Below are 16,239 nucleotides of genomic sequence, written 5' to 3' on the forward strand. Positions count from 1 at the left end.
GTTCAGCGGGCGAGCTGGGCCGTCCGCCGCAGCGCGAGCTCGGCGAGCAGTGCCGCCGCGTCGGGCACCACCGAGTCGTCGAAGTCGGCTCGCGGAGAGTGGTTGTCCGGGGCGGCCTCGTGGTCGGCGGCGGGGCACGCGCTGAGGTTGACGTAGGCGCTGGGCACCAGCTGGCCGACGAACGAGAAGTCCTCCGACCCCATCTCGGGGTTGCGCTGGTGGGTGTACCGGTCGACGCCGAAGAGGTCGACGATCGTGTCCTTGGCGAAGGCGTACTCGGCCTCGTCGTTGACCGTCACGGGGTAGCCGGGCAGGTGTTCGACCTGGGCGGTCAGGCCATGGGCGGCGGCGAGCTGGTTCGACAGGAGCTCGATCTTGGCGCTGACCTCGGCGCGCGCCTCCTCCGACAGGCTCCGCACCGTCGCCTCGAACACGGCCTCGTCGGGGATGATGTTGTCCTTGGTGCCGCCGACGAACTTGCCGACCGTGATGACGACCGGGTCGAAGACGTCGAACTGGCGGGTGACCAGCGTCTGGAGCGCCACGACGATCTCGCAGGCCACCGGGATCGGGTCCTTGGCACGGAACGGCTGCGACCCGTGACCGCCCTCCCCCACGACCGTGACCTTGACCTCGTCGGCGGCCGCCATGAGTGGACCGGGCCGGCCGAACCACATGCCCTTGGGGTGCTCGGAGGAGAAGACGTGCAGGGCGTAGGCCGCATCGACCCGGCGTCCAGCGGACTCGAGCAGGCCCTCCTCGATCATGGGCTCCGCCCCGCCGGGACCTTCCTCCCCGGGCTGGAACATGAAGACGACGTCGCCCTCGAGCTCGTCGCGCATCTCGTGCAGGACCCTGGCCGCGCCGACCAGCCCTGCGACGTGCAGGTCGTGACCACAGGCGTGCATCCGGCCCACGTGCCGCGAGACGTACTCGAGGTCGAGGTCCTCGGTCACGGGCAGCGCATCCATGTCACCGCGCAGCAGCACCACGGGGCGCTCCGCCCCGGTGCGGTCACCGCCTCGACCGCGCAGGACGGCGACGACCGACGAGAGACCCTTCCCGAGGGTGACCTCGAGGTCCAGGTCCGCCAACGCGTCGACGACGGCCTGCTGGGTCAGCGGCAGGTCCATGCCGATCTCGGGGATCTGGTGCAGGTCACGGCGGAGGGCCACGAGGTCGGAGCCGATGGACGAGGCGATGTCTAGGGTGCGCACGGCGTGCACGCTAGTACGCGCCGAGGAACTCCCGGCGTCGCAGCGTCAGCGAGTCGAGCAGCTCGCGCTCGGTCGCGAGCGCCTGGTCGTCGGCGGCGCTGTGGTGCATGCGGGCGCGCAGCAGGGCGAGCTCGCTGGCGCTGTCCTGGAAGGTGCGCATCGACGCCAGGGCGGAACGGCCGTTCGTCCGCGCCCACACCCGCGCGCTGCGGCGTCCAGCCATGGTCGACAGCATCTGCACCTCGCTCGGCGAGAGCCACCCCGCATCGGCGTACGCGCTGAGGTAGCGGCCGATGAGCCGTCCCTCGCGCCGCCTCGCCCAGACCACCAGCGCGATGAACGCGATGAAGATCGGCACCTCCACCAGGAGGTAGACGGTGAGCAGTCCGGCCCCTCCCGTGACGGCGGCGAGGTTCCAGATGGCGTGCAGCAGCACCGCGAGGGCGTATCCGGCGATGGGCGCGACGACCCGCAGGACCCGGCTGCGGGTGGTCGCCGCGACCCCGATGCCGATGCCCGTCATGACCGTGAAGATCGGGTGGGCGAACGGAGTGAACAGGCAGCGCGCGATGAACGTGCCCGTGAGGGCGCCATCGCCCCCGTCCGCGTAGGCCATCCCGAGGTACTGGATGTTCTCCGTGAACGCGAAACCGGCGGCCACGATGCCGGCATAGACCATCCCGTCGATGATGCCGTCGAACTCCCGCCGCCGCAGTCGCCACACGAGCAGGACCAACAGGCCCTTGACCCCCTCCTCCACCAGCGGAGCCGAGAACACGGCGGTTGCGAGGCCGGCCGTCTCGGGGGCACCGGTGGCCGCCTGGAACGCGATGTTCGCGCCGGTGTTGAAGATGCCCGCGAGCAGGGCCGCCACCAACGCCCCCCAACCGAAGGCCACGACGAGGTAGCGCGTCGGCTCCGCCTCGAAGCGGTCCAGCCACAGGAAGGTCGGGATGACGATCCCCAACGGAAGGGCCGCGAGGAGGACGGCCAACAGGCTGGTCACCACACCGAGGGTCGCGCCGTAGTAGACGGCCAGGACGATGGCCGCGAGGGCGAACCCGATGACGATGACCCCCGCGAGCAGCCAGCTGCGCAGCATGCTGCGCCCCCCGCGCCGCACGGGTGCGCCCGCGCCATACCCGGGCTCTTGTCCCCACGTCATGACGGGCAGGCTAGTGCAGCACCGGTCGCGCTGCGGGGCCCGTGTCCGGGCGTGGCCATAGGGTGGGTGGGTGACGCAGAACCCCACAGAACGCTCCGTCAACGACCGCATCGTCTGGATCGACTGCGAGATGACCGGGCTCTCCCTCGAGAACGACGCCCTCATCGAGGTCGCGGCCCTCGTCACCGACTTCGAGCTCAACCAGCTCGGTGACGGTGTCGACGTCGTGATCGCCCCGCCCGCCGAGGCGCTGGAGCAGATGGACGACTTCGTGCGCGACATGCACACGACGTCCGGCCTGCTGGAAGAGCTCGCCGGCGGCACGACTATGGAGGTCGCCCAGAAGCTGGTGCTCGACTACATCCGCGAGTGGGTGCCCGAGCCGCGCAAGGCGCCCTTGGGCGGCAACACCGTCGGCACGGACCGCAACTTCCTCCTGCGCGACATGCCCGAGCTCGAGGCCCACCTGCACTACCGCATCATCGACGTGTCCTCGATCAAGGAGCTGTCGCGCCGCTGGTACCCCCGGGCCTACTTCGGCTCCCCCAAGAAGTCCGGTGGCCACCGCGCCCTCGCCGACATCCGCGAGTCCATCGCCGAGCTGCGCTACTACCGCGAGGCCGTCTTCGTGGCCCAGCCCGGCCCGGACAGCGCCACCGCGAAGTCCATCGCCGCTCGTCACGTCGTCGACCACGGCACCGACCCCGCCTGATCGCGAGCGCGTATGGCGCGGACCACCGTCCGCGCGCGGGGCACCTCGTGCGGTCGTCCCGAGGGTGGTCACGAGCACTGCCCGGGAACAGGTACGATGGTCCACGCTTACGCGGCCGGCTTTCGAGTCCGGTCGTGTCGCATGGTGGGCGTAGCTCAGCTGGTAGAGCACCGCGTTGTGGTCGCGGGGGTCGCGGGTTCAAGCCCCGTCGCTCACCCCATACAGGAACGGCCCCGGTCTGCAGAGATGTAGGCCGGGGCCGTTCGCGCCGCCCATTCTGTGCGCGCCGCCCCCGGCGTGGGCATCGCAGATGTCCCGCACCTCGACACCGATAACGGGTCGTCCCGGTCTCGTCGGGCAAGATGGCATGGTGTTCATGGAATCCGAAGGCAAGCGCAGGACCATCCGCATCACCGTCTGGGTGGCCGTGCTGGGCCTGCTGCTCGGCGTGCTGTCCTCGATCATCGGGGCCGTCTCGGCGGACGCCCACGCAGCCCTGAAGTCCGTCACCCCCGGCGACGGCTCCACCGTGTCGACAGCTCCCACCACGGTGACCCTGTCGTTCAACGAGCCGATCGGCACCACCTTCGCCACCGTCACGGTCACGGGTCCGTCCGGGAACGTCGGCAACGGCCGCCCCAAGGTAGAGGGGACGACCGTCACCGAGGAGCTGGACGCGGACCTGCCCAACGGCGTCTACAAGGTGGCGTTCCGCGTCGTCAGCGAGGACGGGCACCCCGTCTCCGACACCTCGAGCTTCACCATCAAGGCCGCGCAGTCCAGCCCGACGTCAGAGCCGACCATGACTCCCGGAAACAGCGCGACGCCCCCCTCCGCCAGCTCGACCGCTTCGACCGAAAGCCCCACCGCAGCAACGGCTTCCAACGACAACGGCGGTCAGTCGATGCGCCTCGGACTCGCTTTCGGCGTGGGTGCCTTGGCGGTCGCCGCAGGGACCGCGCTGGTCGCAGCAGCCCGTCGCCGAGGTCGCTCATGAACCTTTCAGGAGCCGATTTCACGTCCCCGGCGTCGTCCTGCTAATGTCTCTCCTCGCGCGCCATTAGCTCAATTGGCAGAGCAGCTGACTCTTAATCAGCGGGTTCGGGGTTCGAGTCCCTGATGGCGCACCATCTACGAGGCCAGGCAGATCACGGATCTGCCTGGCCTCGACTTTGTCCGGGAAACCGTCCGTCTTTGCATCGGCCGCCCGGGTGACTGCCGAGTTCAGCGCGGCCGCAGCAGCCGGGTTTTTGGCCCGCCGGCCCATGTAGACGTCCTGGGTCATCGACGGCCGGGCGTGGCCGAGCTGGTCGGCGATCTGCCTGGCCGACTGGCCCGCGGCGTCCAGGATGGTCGCGGTGGTCTTGCGGAAGCTGTGCGAGGTGATCCAGGCCAGGGCGTCACCATCCTCTGGTTGGGTCGTCTCCTCTGCCCGGGTCACCAGCGCCGTCCGCTCCTTCACCCCATACAGGTTCGCCAGCGCGGCGATGGTCTCGACGTCGACCTTCACCCGGCCGGCCTCGACGAGCTCGATGCGGGACCTGGGCCACTGCAGTGCCCGAGCCACGTCCGGTCGTGACAGCTTGGCCGCCCTCCGCGCGTGGGCCAGAGCTGCGCCGAGCTCCTGCCTGGCCTCGCTGCCGCGGGGAGCGCGGGCCCGGCGTAGGTCACGTCGCACGTTGTTCGGGTCGCGAAGACCGCCCAGCGCGTCGCCGAAGACGGGCTCATCACGGTGGTGCCGACGCGCACTCCTCAGCTCGAGCATCTCCGCACACCACTGTGGGAGCCTGAGGGTACGCTCACCCGCCGCGCTCTTGGTGCCGACGAGGACGAGGCCCTCCCCCTTGACCCGGATGACCTGTCGTCGGATCTCGATCTCGCCGCTTGTCAGGTCGACATCGGACCACAGGAGGCCGAGCGCCTCGCCGATTCGCGCACCGGTCGCCAGCAGGAACGACGTCAGGTCCGCAGGTCCGCGGCAACAGCTCTGGGATCGCTGGCCAGCATGGCGAACCAGGCCCGGCGCTCGTCCTCGTCAAGGGCTCGAGGCTGCCGCTTCGGCCGGGATGCGATGGTCTCGACGTCCCGGACCGGGTTCGTGGCCAGGGCGCCGTGTCGGACCGCGAGGTTCAGGACACCTGAGATGACGGTGCGGCTGGACTTGGCGGTCGGTGGACCGACCTGCGTCCTGATCGCTTTGATGATGCTCTCGACCAGCGGAGTGGTGACCTCTCCGAGGCGCACCTCTGCCAAGGCGGGAAGCACGTGGTTGTCCAGCTTGCGCCGGTAGGCATCGCGAGTTCCGGGTGACCGGCGACCCTCCGCGACCATCTCGTCCACATGCTCGAACCACAGCTGCGCAGCAGCTGAAAACCTGTCTGTCGACTTTAGTGACCCGCCGTGCCGCGCGCCGCTTCGCTCGCGCAGCTTGGCCAACAAGGTGGCTTCAGCCGCGCTCTTGGTACGGCCTTCTGCTTTGACTTCGCGCGTGACCCCGTCAAAGTCGCGGTAAAGCGCACGGGCCCGGAAGGACTTGGGCTTGCCGCTGGGGCGGCTCGGACTGGGGCTGACCCAGATGCGGCCCCATGATCCGAGGGGAAGGGGTGGCCTGGCCATGTCGTCTCCTAGGAAAGATGCTGCTTGCGGCTCTCGACCCAGCCCACGACGTCCTCCGCCACGTAACGCAGGTGCTTGCCCACCCGCAGGCACGGTGGACCGTGCTGCTCCAGCCGCCACTTGTACAGCGTCTTCACTGGGACGCCCAAGTACCTGGCAACGTCTTCGGCGCACCAAAGGGGCATTGGGCTCGGTCCTGTCTCTTGCCCAAGATCCATGAGGCTCTCCTACTCACCTGTTGGCGCGGTCATCAGAACCGCAACCGTTCATGAAGGACAACGCACAGGAAGGGGCACCATTGCGCGGTGCGCGCCATTGCGGGCCGCTCTCCCCGGTTCGGTCGAAACGCCGGGGATTGCGGAGGGGCCATCGTGGCACAGACTGATGGTGTTGACAGGGCTCTGACCTGCAGAAACGTCGAGTTGGCGATGTTGGTTTTCGTGGGTCATCCGTAGCGCGTTGCGGACTATTTGCGGACCGCGCCGGCAGCTGGCTGCCGAGTCCTCGCGGGCCTTTCGGACGATGCGATCGCCGCGTGCTACATCCCGCCGCCTTTGCACCAGCCCTCCCTGGAGGAAGCCGAACCGGACCTGGGGCACTGACGCTGCCCGAATGCGCTCAGCCCACGCAGGAAGGCAGCACGGAGTCGAACCAAGATCCACCGGGCGTGCGCAGCCCGCCAAAGCACAGCCACAGACGACGGCGGACCTCGATGGACGGCCGCCTCTAGTGAGCGCGACAGACTTTGTCACTCAGTTGGTCACTCATCAGCACGGAAGAGGTCGGAGTCGGCCCTCGGAACCGCGGACGAAACAGCCCCTGACCGGCATTTCCGCAGGTTAGGGGCTGTTTCGTACTGGTGGGCGATACTGGGTTTGAACCAGCGACCTCTTACCTGTCAAGGACCTTCACGCCGTGCGTAGACGATCGTGCACGTCGTTCTGAGCACGAGCCACTCCCCCGCCATCCGTCAACGTCCGCCCGAATCCGGGCCCGTTGTCACTCACTTGGTCACTGACGGGCGCGGCCACCGTGATCAGGGCAGATCGCAGGCACGTGGGGTACGTACCCATGCAGGTCCTTTACTGACCGAGCGCTTACACCGATGTCTGGTGACGCCGTCGCAGCGACGCTGGAGGTCCAAGCGTTGACGAGACAAAGGGTGAGGTCAGATGAGCACAGCACGATGGGCACAAGTCTTCGTCGTTGCGGCGGTGGTGGCGGTAGGCGGTTCGACCCCAGCCAGCGCGCTACCAACCGGCAGCGTCGGCTGCGGTTCAGAACTGACTGTTGACACCACGCTGAGGAGTGACGTCGTGGGTTGTGTTGGCGACGGCTTGGTCATTGGGGCGGACGGGATCACCCTGGACCTCAACGGCCACACGGTCAGCGGCGACACCGTCGAAGACCCGACCGAGGTCGGCATCCGCGTGGCTGGACATCACGATGTCCACGTCACCAATGGCGTCGTGCAAGGGTTCTGGCGCGGAGTGGTCTTTGACTCCTCTCCTCGCGGCCACATCACTGCGATGACCGCCCGCCGGATGACACGTCGAGGAATCGTCGTCGTCAACGGCTCCGACGGCGCCCAGATAGTCGGCAACCTCTCAGCTGACAACCAGGCCTCGGGCATCGCCATCGTCACCTCTGATGGGGCCAACGTTGTCGGCAACCGAAGCCTGCGCAACATCGGCGGCGCCGGAGTGCGCCTCGAAGGCGCGACCCACGCGACCGTCTCCCACAACCTCCTGAACGCAAACTCGTTCGGCATGCAGCTGGAGGACGCCGTCGGCAACCGCCTGGTCGACAACACCATCTCCGGCGGCGAGATGGGCTTCGAGATCGACGCGTCCAACGTCAACCTGGTGGACCACAACCGGGTCACGGGCACATCCACCGGCTTCGGCGTCGGCGGCGACGACAACACGATCACCGACAACCAGGTGCTGCACGGCATCGGCCCCGACGGCATCGGCATCCAGATCGGTGGCGGCAACCGTAACCTCGTCGCCCACAACACTGTGATCGACCAAATCCGCTACGGCATCGAGGTGGACAACTTCGACGAGGTGGGACGCCCGACCACTGACACCGTCGTGCGCGGCAACACCGTCAACGGAGCCAACGAGGGAATCGCGATCGGCCCCGAAGCCGGTGGTGTCGTCCTCGACACCCTCATCGAAGACAACCGCGTCAGCAGTGGGGTTGACGACGGGATCCAGGTTCTGGGGCCGTCCACAGGTCTGGCCACCTCAACCATCACCGGCAACGTCGCGGTACACAACGGCGACCTCGGCATCGCCACGGTTGCCGGGACGATCGACGGGGGCGGAAACCACGCAGCCGGTAACGGCAACCCGCTCCAGTGCATCAACGTTGCCTGCCACTGAGCACGCAGTCCGACTGCCCGCTCCGGCTCTGCCGAGGTGGGCGGTCGGCCGGATCGGTAACGGAGCCGCCCGACAGGCGTCGGAGAGCGACGAGGCGTCCCGCGTGCCTTTCCCGATACGGCTCGGCGTCTCTGGTGGGACGATCCGATCATGAGCGGACTGCTGATCGTTGATGACGACGTCGGCTTCCGTTCCCTCGTCCATGCGCTCTTGGCCGCAGGGGGGTTCTCCGTGGCAGGGGAAGCTGCCGACGGCGAGGGCGCTTTGCAAGCTGTCGAGCGGCTGCGTCCTGACGTGGTCCTGCTCGATGTCCAGCTCCCCGATCTGGACGGCTTCGAGGTCGCGCGACGCATCGCGTCCAGGGCCGGGACACACGGACCTCTGGTGGTGCTCATCTCGAGCCGCAGCGCCTCGAGCTACCGCTCCCGCCTGGCGAGTTCGCCAGCGCGAGGCTTCATCACCAAGAGCGAGCTGACGGGTGCGTCCCTGAGTGCTCTGATCGGCTGACCCAGGTGTCCCCCCTCGACGCCCTGGACGTCGCGCCGATGCTCGTGTCGTTCGCCGTTGCCCCCGTCTTCTGGCGGCGGTCTCGGTGGGCCGCTGTCTTCATGCTCGCCACCGGCGTCGCCTGGGGCGCCGGTGCGCTCGGCGACTTGGCGCTCTTCTGGCACCGCGGGCCCCTGATCCATCTCTTCCTCGCCTACCCTTCCGGGCGCCTGAGGTGGCGGCTCCGTGCCGTGGTGGTCGTGGCCTATGTGCTGGCCCTGGCGGAGCCTGTGGACCTCCATCCCGGGATCGGAGCGGCGCTCGCTGGCGTCGTTGTCACCGCAGCCGTGGTGAGCATCCGCCCAAGTCCCCGAACGGCACGAGCAGGCCGGATCCTGGCCGTCGCTGCCTGCGGCACGTATGGCATTGGACTGGGGGCCAGCAGCCTACTCCGGGACCACCTCGCATCGGGTCAGCCGACCGCGCTGGCTGTCTATGACGGCGCGGTCGTTGCGAGCCTGCTGCTGTTGGCCGTCGGACACCTCTGGCTCTTCTGGTCGCGTTCGACGGTCAGCGGGTTGGCGGTGGAGCTCGGGTCAGTCGACTCGCCGGGCACGGTTGCCGTGGCGCTGCGTCGGGCGTTCGGCGACCAGAGCGCCCGACTCTTCTTCTGGATGCCCGTGGAAGAGCACTTCGTCGACGAGCAAGGCCTAGTGAGAGAGCCACCCGTGGCCGGCCCCGAGAACGGTGTCACGCTGCTGCAGCGAGGAGGGCAGCCCGTGGGGGTCATCGTGCATGACCCTGCCCTTGTGGATGACGCTGCCCTGCTGGACCAAGTGGCTTCCTTGGCGTCTCTCGCCCTGGCCAACGTGCAGCTGCGGGCTCAGGCCCAAGGCCAGCTGAGGGCCCTTCAGGCATCGCGTCGCAGGATCGTCTCGGCCGCCGCCGCCGAACAGCTCGCGCTGGGTGCGCAGCTGGAGCAGGGTCCGCAACGTCGCCTTGCCGAGGTCGCGCGGCTGCTGGAAGGGCACGAGCAGGTGAGCACCGCACTGAGCCCCTACGTCGATTCCGCACGTGCATCGCTTCACGAGTTCGCCAACGGCATCGGTCCGGCAACCCTGGGGCGCGCAGGCCTTGCGGAGGCCCTGGACGAGGTGGCCCGTGCGTTCCCCGTCGATGTCGAGGTGCGCGTGGCGTTGGGGCGCCTGCGCCCAGAGGTCGAAGCCCTGGCGTACTTCGTGTGCAGCGAAGCCCTGACGAACGCGGGGAAGTATGCCGCGGCCACGAGAATCGGGGTGACGGCCGGGCGGGTGGGCGACATCGTCACTGTCAGCATCCGCGACGACGGGGTTGGGGGTGCGGACGAGTCCGCGGGTTCCGGGATCCGGGGTCTGCGCGACAGGGTCGAAGCCCTCGGCGGCGAGCTGGAGCTGCACAGTCCCGTCGGCGTCGGCACCGAGCTGACCGTTTCACTTCCAGTCTGAGAGCCGAGGCAACCGCGAAGACCGAGTCTGCACGGCACTCTTGCGACCTGGGGGGCATTTGCTTGCGCACAGGATCGTCAACCCCGTCATGATGGCCAGGTGTATGGCACCTGGCAGCCCCGTGTCGCCCTGGTCGCCGTCGGGGTCCTTGCGGCGGCTGTGACTGTGGTTGTCATCTCGCGAGATCGCTACCTCGCGATCGCTCCACCGTCGATGTGGGGGACTCTCGGCGACGTAACCGTGGGGCTCTGGCTCATCGTCACGGGGAGCGTCCTACTTCCAGGCACCGGAACGCGCCGTACCGGGGCGCTCCTGGCGCTGGCGGGGTTCAGTTGGATGGCGCAGGAGTGGAACTCCCCATCGGCAGGGTCGGCTGTCGTGTTCACCGCGGGCCTTGTCCTGGCGGGAATGGTGGCCCCGTTGGTCTTCCATGCGACTGCGGCCTACCTGTCCGGACGGTCGGGGACCCGCGCGACGAGGACCATCATCGGTCTCGGCTACCTCGTTTTTCTTGTCACCATGGGCGTCGGTGCTGCCGTCGTGACCGATCCGGGGGCAGAAGGATGCAGCTCGTGCGCGAGCAACCTGCTCCTCATCGCCGACGCCCCCCGCGTTGCTCTCGCCCTGCGAGGGATCGCCACCTGGGCGATTCCCGCGTGGTGCGCAGTCGCGGTCCTGACGCTAGCCGCACGTTCCCTTCGCGCCACCCGCGCGCGGCGCAGGCTGAGCCTGCCCTCGTCGCTGGCGGGGGGGGGCATACCTCCTCGTCGTCGGGGTCGACAACCTCACGAGGGTTACGGCCGAGGACCGCAGTCCGGCCCCTGGCCTCCTCGGCATCTCGACGTGGGCGCTCCAAGGCATCCTCCTCGGCGCGGTGGCGGCCGGCTGTCTGACGTCACCGATGAGCGCGCGCAGGGCACGCGTTGCGCTGGCCCGTCTCGCCGTCAGACAGCAGGAGGCCGAGCATCCCGCGCTCAGCCTGCAGGGAACGTTGGCATCACTCGTCGGGGACCGTTCCCTTCGCCTCTCCTTCCCGCTCGACTCCGGTACGGTCGACCAGGCGGGCCTCCCCGTGGTGCCGACACCCGGTGCCGGCGTCACGACGCTCAACATGGCTGGGCAGCCCTGGGCCGAGATCGAGCACCGGCCGGGAGCCCTGGCCGACAGCCAACACCTGGACGACATCGTTGCCGCGGCACGCCTGGCCATCGATCACGAGCGCTTCGAGGCCCAGGCACTGGCTCAGCTCCGGCTGTTGCGCGAGTCCAGGACGCGGGTGGTGTCAGCGGCGGACCACGAGCGTCAACGCCTGGAGCGCGACCTTCACGATGGGGCCCAGCAGCGGCTTGTCGCTCTGGCGATGGCCATCGAGCTCGCCAGGCTCAGTGCTGACGGGGACGGGATCGACGACTCCGTGCTCGAGGCGTGTGCCGACCACGTTCGAGGCGCGATCGACGACGTGCGCACGATCGCCCACGGTATCTTCCCCAGCGTCCTCGCCGAGGAGGGTCTTGTTTCGGCCTTCGCGCAACTTGCCGAGGCCGCTCCGATCCGGATCCGGATCCAGTCCCCTATAGGCCGGCTCCCGTCCCACGTGGAGTCCGCGGCCTACTTCGTCGGCGCCCGAGCGGTCGACCGCTTCGTCACCGACGACGGCGTGATCGAGCTGAGCCGGACGACCAGGTGCCTACGACTGCGGGTCACCGTGGATCGTGCTCCCGACCTGGCCATGACTGACCTGGAGGACCGGGCCGGTGCCCTGGACGGCACTTTGATCCTTAAGGCCGCGCCTAACGACCGGCCCCAACTCGTCCTGGAGCTGCCGTGCGCGTCGTGATCGCCGAGGACGAGGTCCTGATGCGCCAGGGCTTGCGACGCCTGCTGGAGACGACCGGCATCGAGGTCACCGCTGAGGCGGGCGACGTCGAAGGGCTGCTGGCAGCCGTGGACAGGACCAGGCCGGACGCGGTGGTCACGGACATCAAGATGCCGCCGACACTCACCGACGAGGGCATCCGAGCCGCCATCACCATCCGTGCACAGCACCCGGGAACCGCCATCCTGGTGCTGTCCCACTACGTCGACTCCGGCTACGCGATGCGGCTCATGGCCACCCACGAGGAGTCCATGGGATACCTCTTGAAGGAACGGGTCTCCGACCTCGCCATCCTCGTTGATGCGCTCCACCGTCTCGTCGACGGCGAGTCCGTCGTCGACCCGACCATCGTGTCCCGGCTCATGCACCGCACGCACGGTCAGGCCGTGGACCGGTTGTCGACGCGGGAGCGGGAGATTCTCGCCCTCATGGCCGAGGGGTATTCCAACCGGCGCATCGGCGAACGGCTCTTCCTCAGTCCGCGGACCGTGGAGGCCCACGTTGGGCACATCTTCACCAAGCTCGACCTCGCAGGGGGTGGCGCTGAGGACCGTCGCGTCCTGGCCGTGCTGGCCCACCTGCGGTCCCTACGAACCGAGGTGATCCCCCCATCGCCAGACCCCGGCTGAAACACCCGACAGGACCATCGCACGGACGGATGCAGGTCAAACTGCAGACGTGTCCGCAGGTGTGTGCACGGATGCCTCACGGACCAGAACCGATCCATTCTGGTTGGACTTACGGGGTAGCGTCCTGACAAGAACCGGAGGTGTCCCGTGGCCCACCATGGACGACTTGTTGCGGCGTCGATCGCTTGCGTCACCCTTGTCGCCCTCGCTACCGGCTGCACCCCGACCGCCGATCGTTCGGGTGGCCGGCTGTCGACCACGCCCCTGCTCATCTCTGCCATCAACGTCATGGGCGGGCAAGACGTTGAGTCCTTCCGCGACGCCGTGGACAGGCTGTCGGGGGGCCGTGTTCGGGTCGAGGACTCGCACGACTGGTACAACGGCCAACTGTCGGCCGCGGCTGACGCCATCGCCGCCGTCCGCAAGGGGGACGCGACGATCGGGTTCGTGGGAGCGCGAGCCTTCGAGCTGGCGGGTGACCCGGACCTGCGCGCACTCCACGCGCCGATGGCCATCGACTCGGTGGCCTTGGAGTCGAAGGTGCTGATATCGGACGAGATCGTCCACCCGATGCTCGGGTCACTGGACGGTCTCGGCCTGCACGGCCTGGGCGTCCTCCCGGGCCCGATCCAACGGCCGATGGGCCTCACCCACCCCCTCCTCGCGGCCTCGGACTACCGGGGGGCGAGGATTGCGAGCTCACCTTCCCGGCTGGGAGACGAGAGCCTGAAGGCGCTGGGAGCCACGGTGGTCGACTCGGGCTTCAACGGCCAGAGCATGGCCTCCTACGACGGACTGGTCCAGCACGTGCCCAGCATCGCCGGCAACGTCTACGACACCGTCGCGTCCAGCGTCACCGCCAACGTGGGGCTGTGGGCCCGTCCCATCGTCGTGTTCGCCAACGGCAAGGCGTATGCCGCGTTGCCGCGTGCGGTGCGCGAGCTGCTGGGGAAAGCCGCAGCCGAGAGCATCGCGCCCACTGCCGCGATGCTGGACCGCCAGGAGAAAGACGCGTTGTCCGCCCTGTGCGCGCGCAACAGGGTGACGTTCGTGCAGGCCACCCCCGCTGGGGTGGTGAGCCTGAAGTCGGCACTGGCCCCCGTGTACGCGACGTTGAACAAGAGCCCCGCGACGGCGGCAGCTCTTAAGGCCATCGACTCAGAGCGCATTCGCATGCCGTCCAGCAGCGGCCGAGAGGTGCCATCGTGCCCCGACCCTGCGGCAGCGGCCGGCGCCCCGGGAGGCCCCACCGCGCCGCTGCCGCAGCCGCTCAATGCCACGCCCGGTCCGGCAACGGCTCTCGACGGCGCGTACACCGTGACGACGACGCAGTCGCAGATGCCCGGCGAGACGTCGCCGGAGAACTGGGGTGCGTGGACCTACGAGTTCGACCGGGGTAGGTTCGCCTTCAGTCAGGACTCGGGGGCGGCCTGCACGTGGGGATACGGGCGTTACCGGGTGATCGGTCGTCTGATGGTCTGGGACTTCGCCGATGGCGGTGGCATCGCCCCGACCAATGCCATGAACAAGCCCGGCGAGCACTTCGTCTTCACCTGGTCGCTCTACGGGGGCATGTTGGCTTGGGGTCCGAGCCCCTCGGCGGCTGATACCTCCCCGCGCAACTTCGTGATCTCACCATGGCGTCGCGTGAGCGCCCACCCCTCGGAGGCTAGCTTTGCTCGCCGGTGTCCGCCGCCGACGACCGCTTTCGGCACCGGGGCTCCATTCGACGGCATCTGGCGGACGACGGTCACGAGGGCCGAGCTCGATGCCAGCCGGTTGCTGCGGAGCGGCCAGGACGTCGACCAGGACTGGGGCTCGGTGACCGTGTCCTTCGCGCGAGGACATGTCGAGGTCAACATCGCCAACAGCGCTCAACAGAGCCGCTCGTTCGGAAGCTACGGGGTAACAGGCGACACCATCACGGTCTACCTGACCGGGACCGACCCGATCTCGCTCCGGTGGAGCATCGCGGCCGACAAGCTCACCCTCGGCCGCCCCAGGGGAGACACGACAGCGCCCGCCGCGCTGGTCGTGCGCCAGCTGTCGCGGGTGGGCTCCGCGCCCTGACGGCGGTCTGGGCCACGGCCCACCCGCTTCGCATCCGTGTGGACACGCGCGTCGTCGCGGAGGGGCTCGAGGGCCAGGCCCGATGCCGCCGATGCTCTGTCTCCATAGCGTTCGAGGTATTCGGAGCCATCCACCAGAAGGGACAGCACCTCATGAAGAAGTCACGCAGAATCGACCCCTCGGACGCACGGGCGGCCGCAGTCGTCGCACTGCTCGCGACAGCAACAGCAGGTAAACTCAAGCGGCGCAAGGCCAGCTGCATCGCGGCACTGCTCGCCGTTGTCGGGCTGCTCGCCCTGACTTTCGCCGTCCCGGCCTCAGCGGGCACGTCCGTCGACCCGAACAGCCTGAATCCGGCACCGCCCGCCGCCTTCAATGCAACCTGCAACCGCGATGGCTCGCACATCGCCTGCGATCTGGCTTTCAGCGATCCGCCGATCGCGGATGACGAGTCGGGAATCGTGTGCGGCGGCACGATGATCCACGTCTCCCAGTTCCGCTCAGTCATCGGGAAGCGGTTCTACGATGCCGGCGGCAACCTGCTGCAACGGCACTTCCGGGAGAGCCTCAACGGAACCTTCACGAACCCGGACACTGGTCGGACACTCCTGTGGTCGCAGCACGACACGGTCGTCCACGACCTCGCGGTACCAGGTGACACGAGCACCGGCACGGAAAGGACCAGCGGCCTGGAGGCTCGCGTCTATCGCCCGGACGGAGGCACCGTTGTGACCGATGCCGGGCGAGTCCTGGTCGACGTCTCCACGGACGAGATCCGGTCCATCTCCGCGCACCACCCCTTCGACGACTACTTCCGCCTCGGAGATGCCGCTGCCCTGGCCTCGCTCTGTGCAGCACTCACCTGATCGAGACAGGGTCCGTCGCGTCGGCGCGGGCGTGCTCGAAGTGAGGCACGCGCGCTGCCCGCAGCATCGGACGACCGAACAGCCCCTGACCCGCGTTTTCGCAGGTCAGGGGCTGTTTCGTACTGGTGGGCGATACTGGTTTGAACCGGTGACATCTTCCGTGTCAAGCATTCTCGACCCGTCCGCCGACGTGCCTGGGCATCCCTCTGAGCACGAGACGAGTCCACTCATGGTCGCCACTGTCCGCCCGGACACGCCCCCGTTGTCAAGCAGTTAGTCAAGCAGGCTCACTCCCCCACCCTCCGCGCTCTCCAGCCACGGCAGTCCAGTTGCATCGACTACCGGTCCCCGGGGGCACCTTCGCGACTAAGGCCCGCACAGCCCGGACATGGCCAAGCCGTCGAAACTACGTCTTCCCGCCGCAAGCCGGCCACCCCCGGGGGCGGGCCAGTGTTTACCGGATCTGCCGATGACAGGGCGTCGCCACTGTTTCAGCGGTGGAGAGTCTTGGGCCCGCATCGCAGTACATTTGAGATCTGGAAGGGACGGTTATGGGAAAGCGACTCAGATGCCTGTTGGGGATGCACACCTGGCAACGGAAGCTGACCAAGGACAACCAGCCGTATCGTGCGTGCGTCCACTGTGGTTCCGAGGACACACGCGGTGAAGGGCGGCGTCCGGGCGTGCCCGAGATTGGTCCTTGACGCCCACGCACGGACCCAAGAGAG

At 68.3% G+C, this 16,239-nt stretch carries 13 protein-coding genes, 2 tRNA genes and 1 pseudogene; 11 read left to right on the forward strand and 5 right to left on the reverse strand.

Annotation, left to right across the window (positions count from 1 at the left end; translation table 11 throughout):
• Positions 1-2 precede the first annotated feature (2 nt).
• Entirely contained in the window at positions 3-1,217 is a 1,215-nt protein-coding gene (locus ABEG17_RS01600) for a M20 family metallopeptidase (RefSeq protein ID WP_406831508.1), read from the reverse strand.
• A gap of 10 nt (positions 1,218-1,227) precedes the next feature.
• Complete coding sequence (locus tag ABEG17_RS01605; RefSeq protein ID WP_406831509.1) at positions 1,228-2,382, reverse strand: PrsW family intramembrane metalloprotease; 1,155 nt, start codon at positions 2,380-2,382, stop codon at positions 1,228-1,230.
• Between the two features lie 70 nt (positions 2,383-2,452).
• On the opposite strand from ABEG17_RS01605, the gene orn reads away from it, so the two are divergent.
• The 4 genes from orn (at position 2,453) to ABEG17_RS01625 (ending at position 4,224) form a co-directional block, all read left to right on the forward strand.
• Positions 2,453-3,094 carry an oligoribonuclease gene (gene orn / locus ABEG17_RS01610; protein WP_406831510.1) on the forward strand — a complete coding sequence of 214 codons (642 nt, stop codon included), beginning with the start codon at positions 2,453-2,455 and terminating at the stop codon, positions 3,092-3,094.
• Positions 3,095-3,238: 144 nt separating this feature from the next.
• Positions 3,239-3,314: transfer RNA gene (locus tag ABEG17_RS01615), tRNA-His, on the forward strand.
• A 156-nt stretch (positions 3,315-3,470) separates the two neighbouring features.
• Complete coding sequence (locus tag ABEG17_RS01620) at positions 3,471-4,091, forward strand: copper resistance protein CopC (protein ID WP_406831511.1); 621 nt, start codon at positions 3,471-3,473, stop codon at positions 4,089-4,091.
• Positions 4,092-4,148: 57 nt separating this feature from the next.
• A tRNA-Lys gene (locus ABEG17_RS01625) sits at positions 4,149-4,224 on the forward strand.
• 335 nt (positions 4,225-4,559) lie between these two features.
• Here the strand turns inward: ABEG17_RS01625 and ABEG17_RS01630 are convergent.
• From ABEG17_RS01630 to ABEG17_RS01640, 3 genes and pseudogenes are all read right to left on the reverse strand, one after another.
• A pseudogene (locus ABEG17_RS01630) lies at positions 4,560-4,859 on the reverse strand (helix-turn-helix domain-containing protein); the annotation flags it as partial.
• Between the two features lie 194 nt (positions 4,860-5,053).
• On the reverse strand, positions 5,054-5,710 hold the full coding sequence (locus ABEG17_RS01635) for a phage integrase central domain-containing protein (RefSeq protein ID WP_406831512.1): 657 nt from the start codon (positions 5,708-5,710) through the stop codon (positions 5,054-5,056).
• 8 nt (positions 5,711-5,718) lie between these two features.
• The gene (locus ABEG17_RS01640) at positions 5,719-5,928 is read right to left on the reverse strand and encodes a helix-turn-helix domain-containing protein (RefSeq protein WP_406831513.1); all 210 of its coding nucleotides are present in this window, start codon (positions 5,926-5,928) and stop codon (positions 5,719-5,721) included.
• Positions 5,929-6,882: 954 nt separating this feature from the next.
• Here ABEG17_RS01640 and ABEG17_RS01645 point away from each other — a divergent pair.
• The 7 genes from ABEG17_RS01645 (at position 6,883) to ABEG17_RS01675 (ending at position 15,511) form a co-directional block, all read left to right on the forward strand.
• Positions 6,883-8,100 carry a right-handed parallel beta-helix repeat-containing protein gene (locus ABEG17_RS01645; RefSeq protein ID WP_406831514.1) on the forward strand — a complete coding sequence of 406 codons (1,218 nt, stop codon included), beginning with the start codon at positions 6,883-6,885 and terminating at the stop codon, positions 8,098-8,100.
• 150 nt (positions 8,101-8,250) lie between these two features.
• A complete protein-coding gene (locus ABEG17_RS01650; RefSeq protein ID WP_406831515.1) occupies positions 8,251-8,607 on the forward strand; it encodes a response regulator transcription factor in 357 nt (118 codons plus the stop codon).
• 101 nt (positions 8,608-8,708) lie between these two features.
• Entirely contained in the window at positions 8,709-10,070 is a 1,362-nt protein-coding gene (locus ABEG17_RS01655) for a sensor histidine kinase (protein WP_406831516.1), read from the forward strand.
• A gap of 991 nt (positions 10,071-11,061) precedes the next feature.
• On the forward strand, positions 11,062-11,907 hold the full coding sequence (locus ABEG17_RS01660; RefSeq protein WP_406831517.1) for a sensor histidine kinase: 846 nt from the start codon (positions 11,062-11,064) through the stop codon (positions 11,905-11,907).
• On the forward strand, positions 11,895-12,575 hold the full coding sequence (locus ABEG17_RS01665; RefSeq protein WP_406831518.1) for a LuxR C-terminal-related transcriptional regulator: 681 nt from the start codon (positions 11,895-11,897) through the stop codon (positions 12,573-12,575). The genes ABEG17_RS01660 and ABEG17_RS01665 overlap by 13 nt, the downstream gene beginning before the upstream one ends.
• 288 nt (positions 12,576-12,863) lie before the next feature.
• Positions 12,864-14,645 (forward strand): hypothetical protein, encoded by a 1,782-nt coding sequence (locus tag ABEG17_RS01670; RefSeq protein WP_406831519.1) that lies wholly within the window; start codon positions 12,864-12,866, stop codon positions 14,643-14,645.
• Between the two features lie 38 nt (positions 14,646-14,683).
• A complete protein-coding gene (locus ABEG17_RS01675; RefSeq protein WP_406831520.1) occupies positions 14,684-15,511 on the forward strand; it encodes a hypothetical protein in 828 nt (275 codons plus the stop codon).
• The last annotated feature ends 728 nt before the right edge of the window (positions 15,512-16,239 follow it).

Source organism: Pedococcus sp. KACC 23699 (assembly GCF_045348425.1).
Lineage (GTDB): Bacteria > Actinomycetota > Actinomycetes > Actinomycetales > Dermatophilaceae > Pedococcus.

Excerpts from the sequence above, each read along its gene's own strand:
- ABEG17_RS01605 (WP_406831509.1), bottom strand. The coding sequence starts at position 2,382 with ATGACGTGGGGACAAGAGCCCGGGTATGGCGCGGGCGCACCCGTGCGG.
- ABEG17_RS01640 (WP_406831513.1), bottom strand. The coding sequence starts at position 5,928 with ATGGATCTTGGGCAAGAGACAGGACCGAGCCCAATGCCCCTTTGGTGC.
- ABEG17_RS01670 (WP_406831519.1), top strand. The coding sequence starts at position 12,864 with ATGGGCGGGCAAGACGTTGAGTCCTTCCGCGACGCCGTGGACAGGCTG.
- ABEG17_RS01620 (WP_406831511.1), top strand. The coding sequence starts at position 3,471 with ATGGAATCCGAAGGCAAGCGCAGGACCATCCGCATCACCGTCTGGGTG.
- ABEG17_RS01655 (WP_406831516.1), top strand. The coding sequence starts at position 8,709 with ATGCTCGCCACCGGCGTCGCCTGGGGCGCCGGTGCGCTCGGCGACTTG.
- ABEG17_RS01645 (WP_406831514.1), top strand. The coding sequence starts at position 6,883 with ATGAGCACAGCACGATGGGCACAAGTCTTCGTCGTTGCGGCGGTGGTG.
- ABEG17_RS01635 (WP_406831512.1), bottom strand. The coding sequence starts at position 5,710 with ATGGCCAGGCCACCCCTTCCCCTCGGATCATGGGGCCGCATCTGGGTC.
- ABEG17_RS01650 (WP_406831515.1), top strand. The coding sequence starts at position 8,251 with ATGAGCGGACTGCTGATCGTTGATGACGACGTCGGCTTCCGTTCCCTC.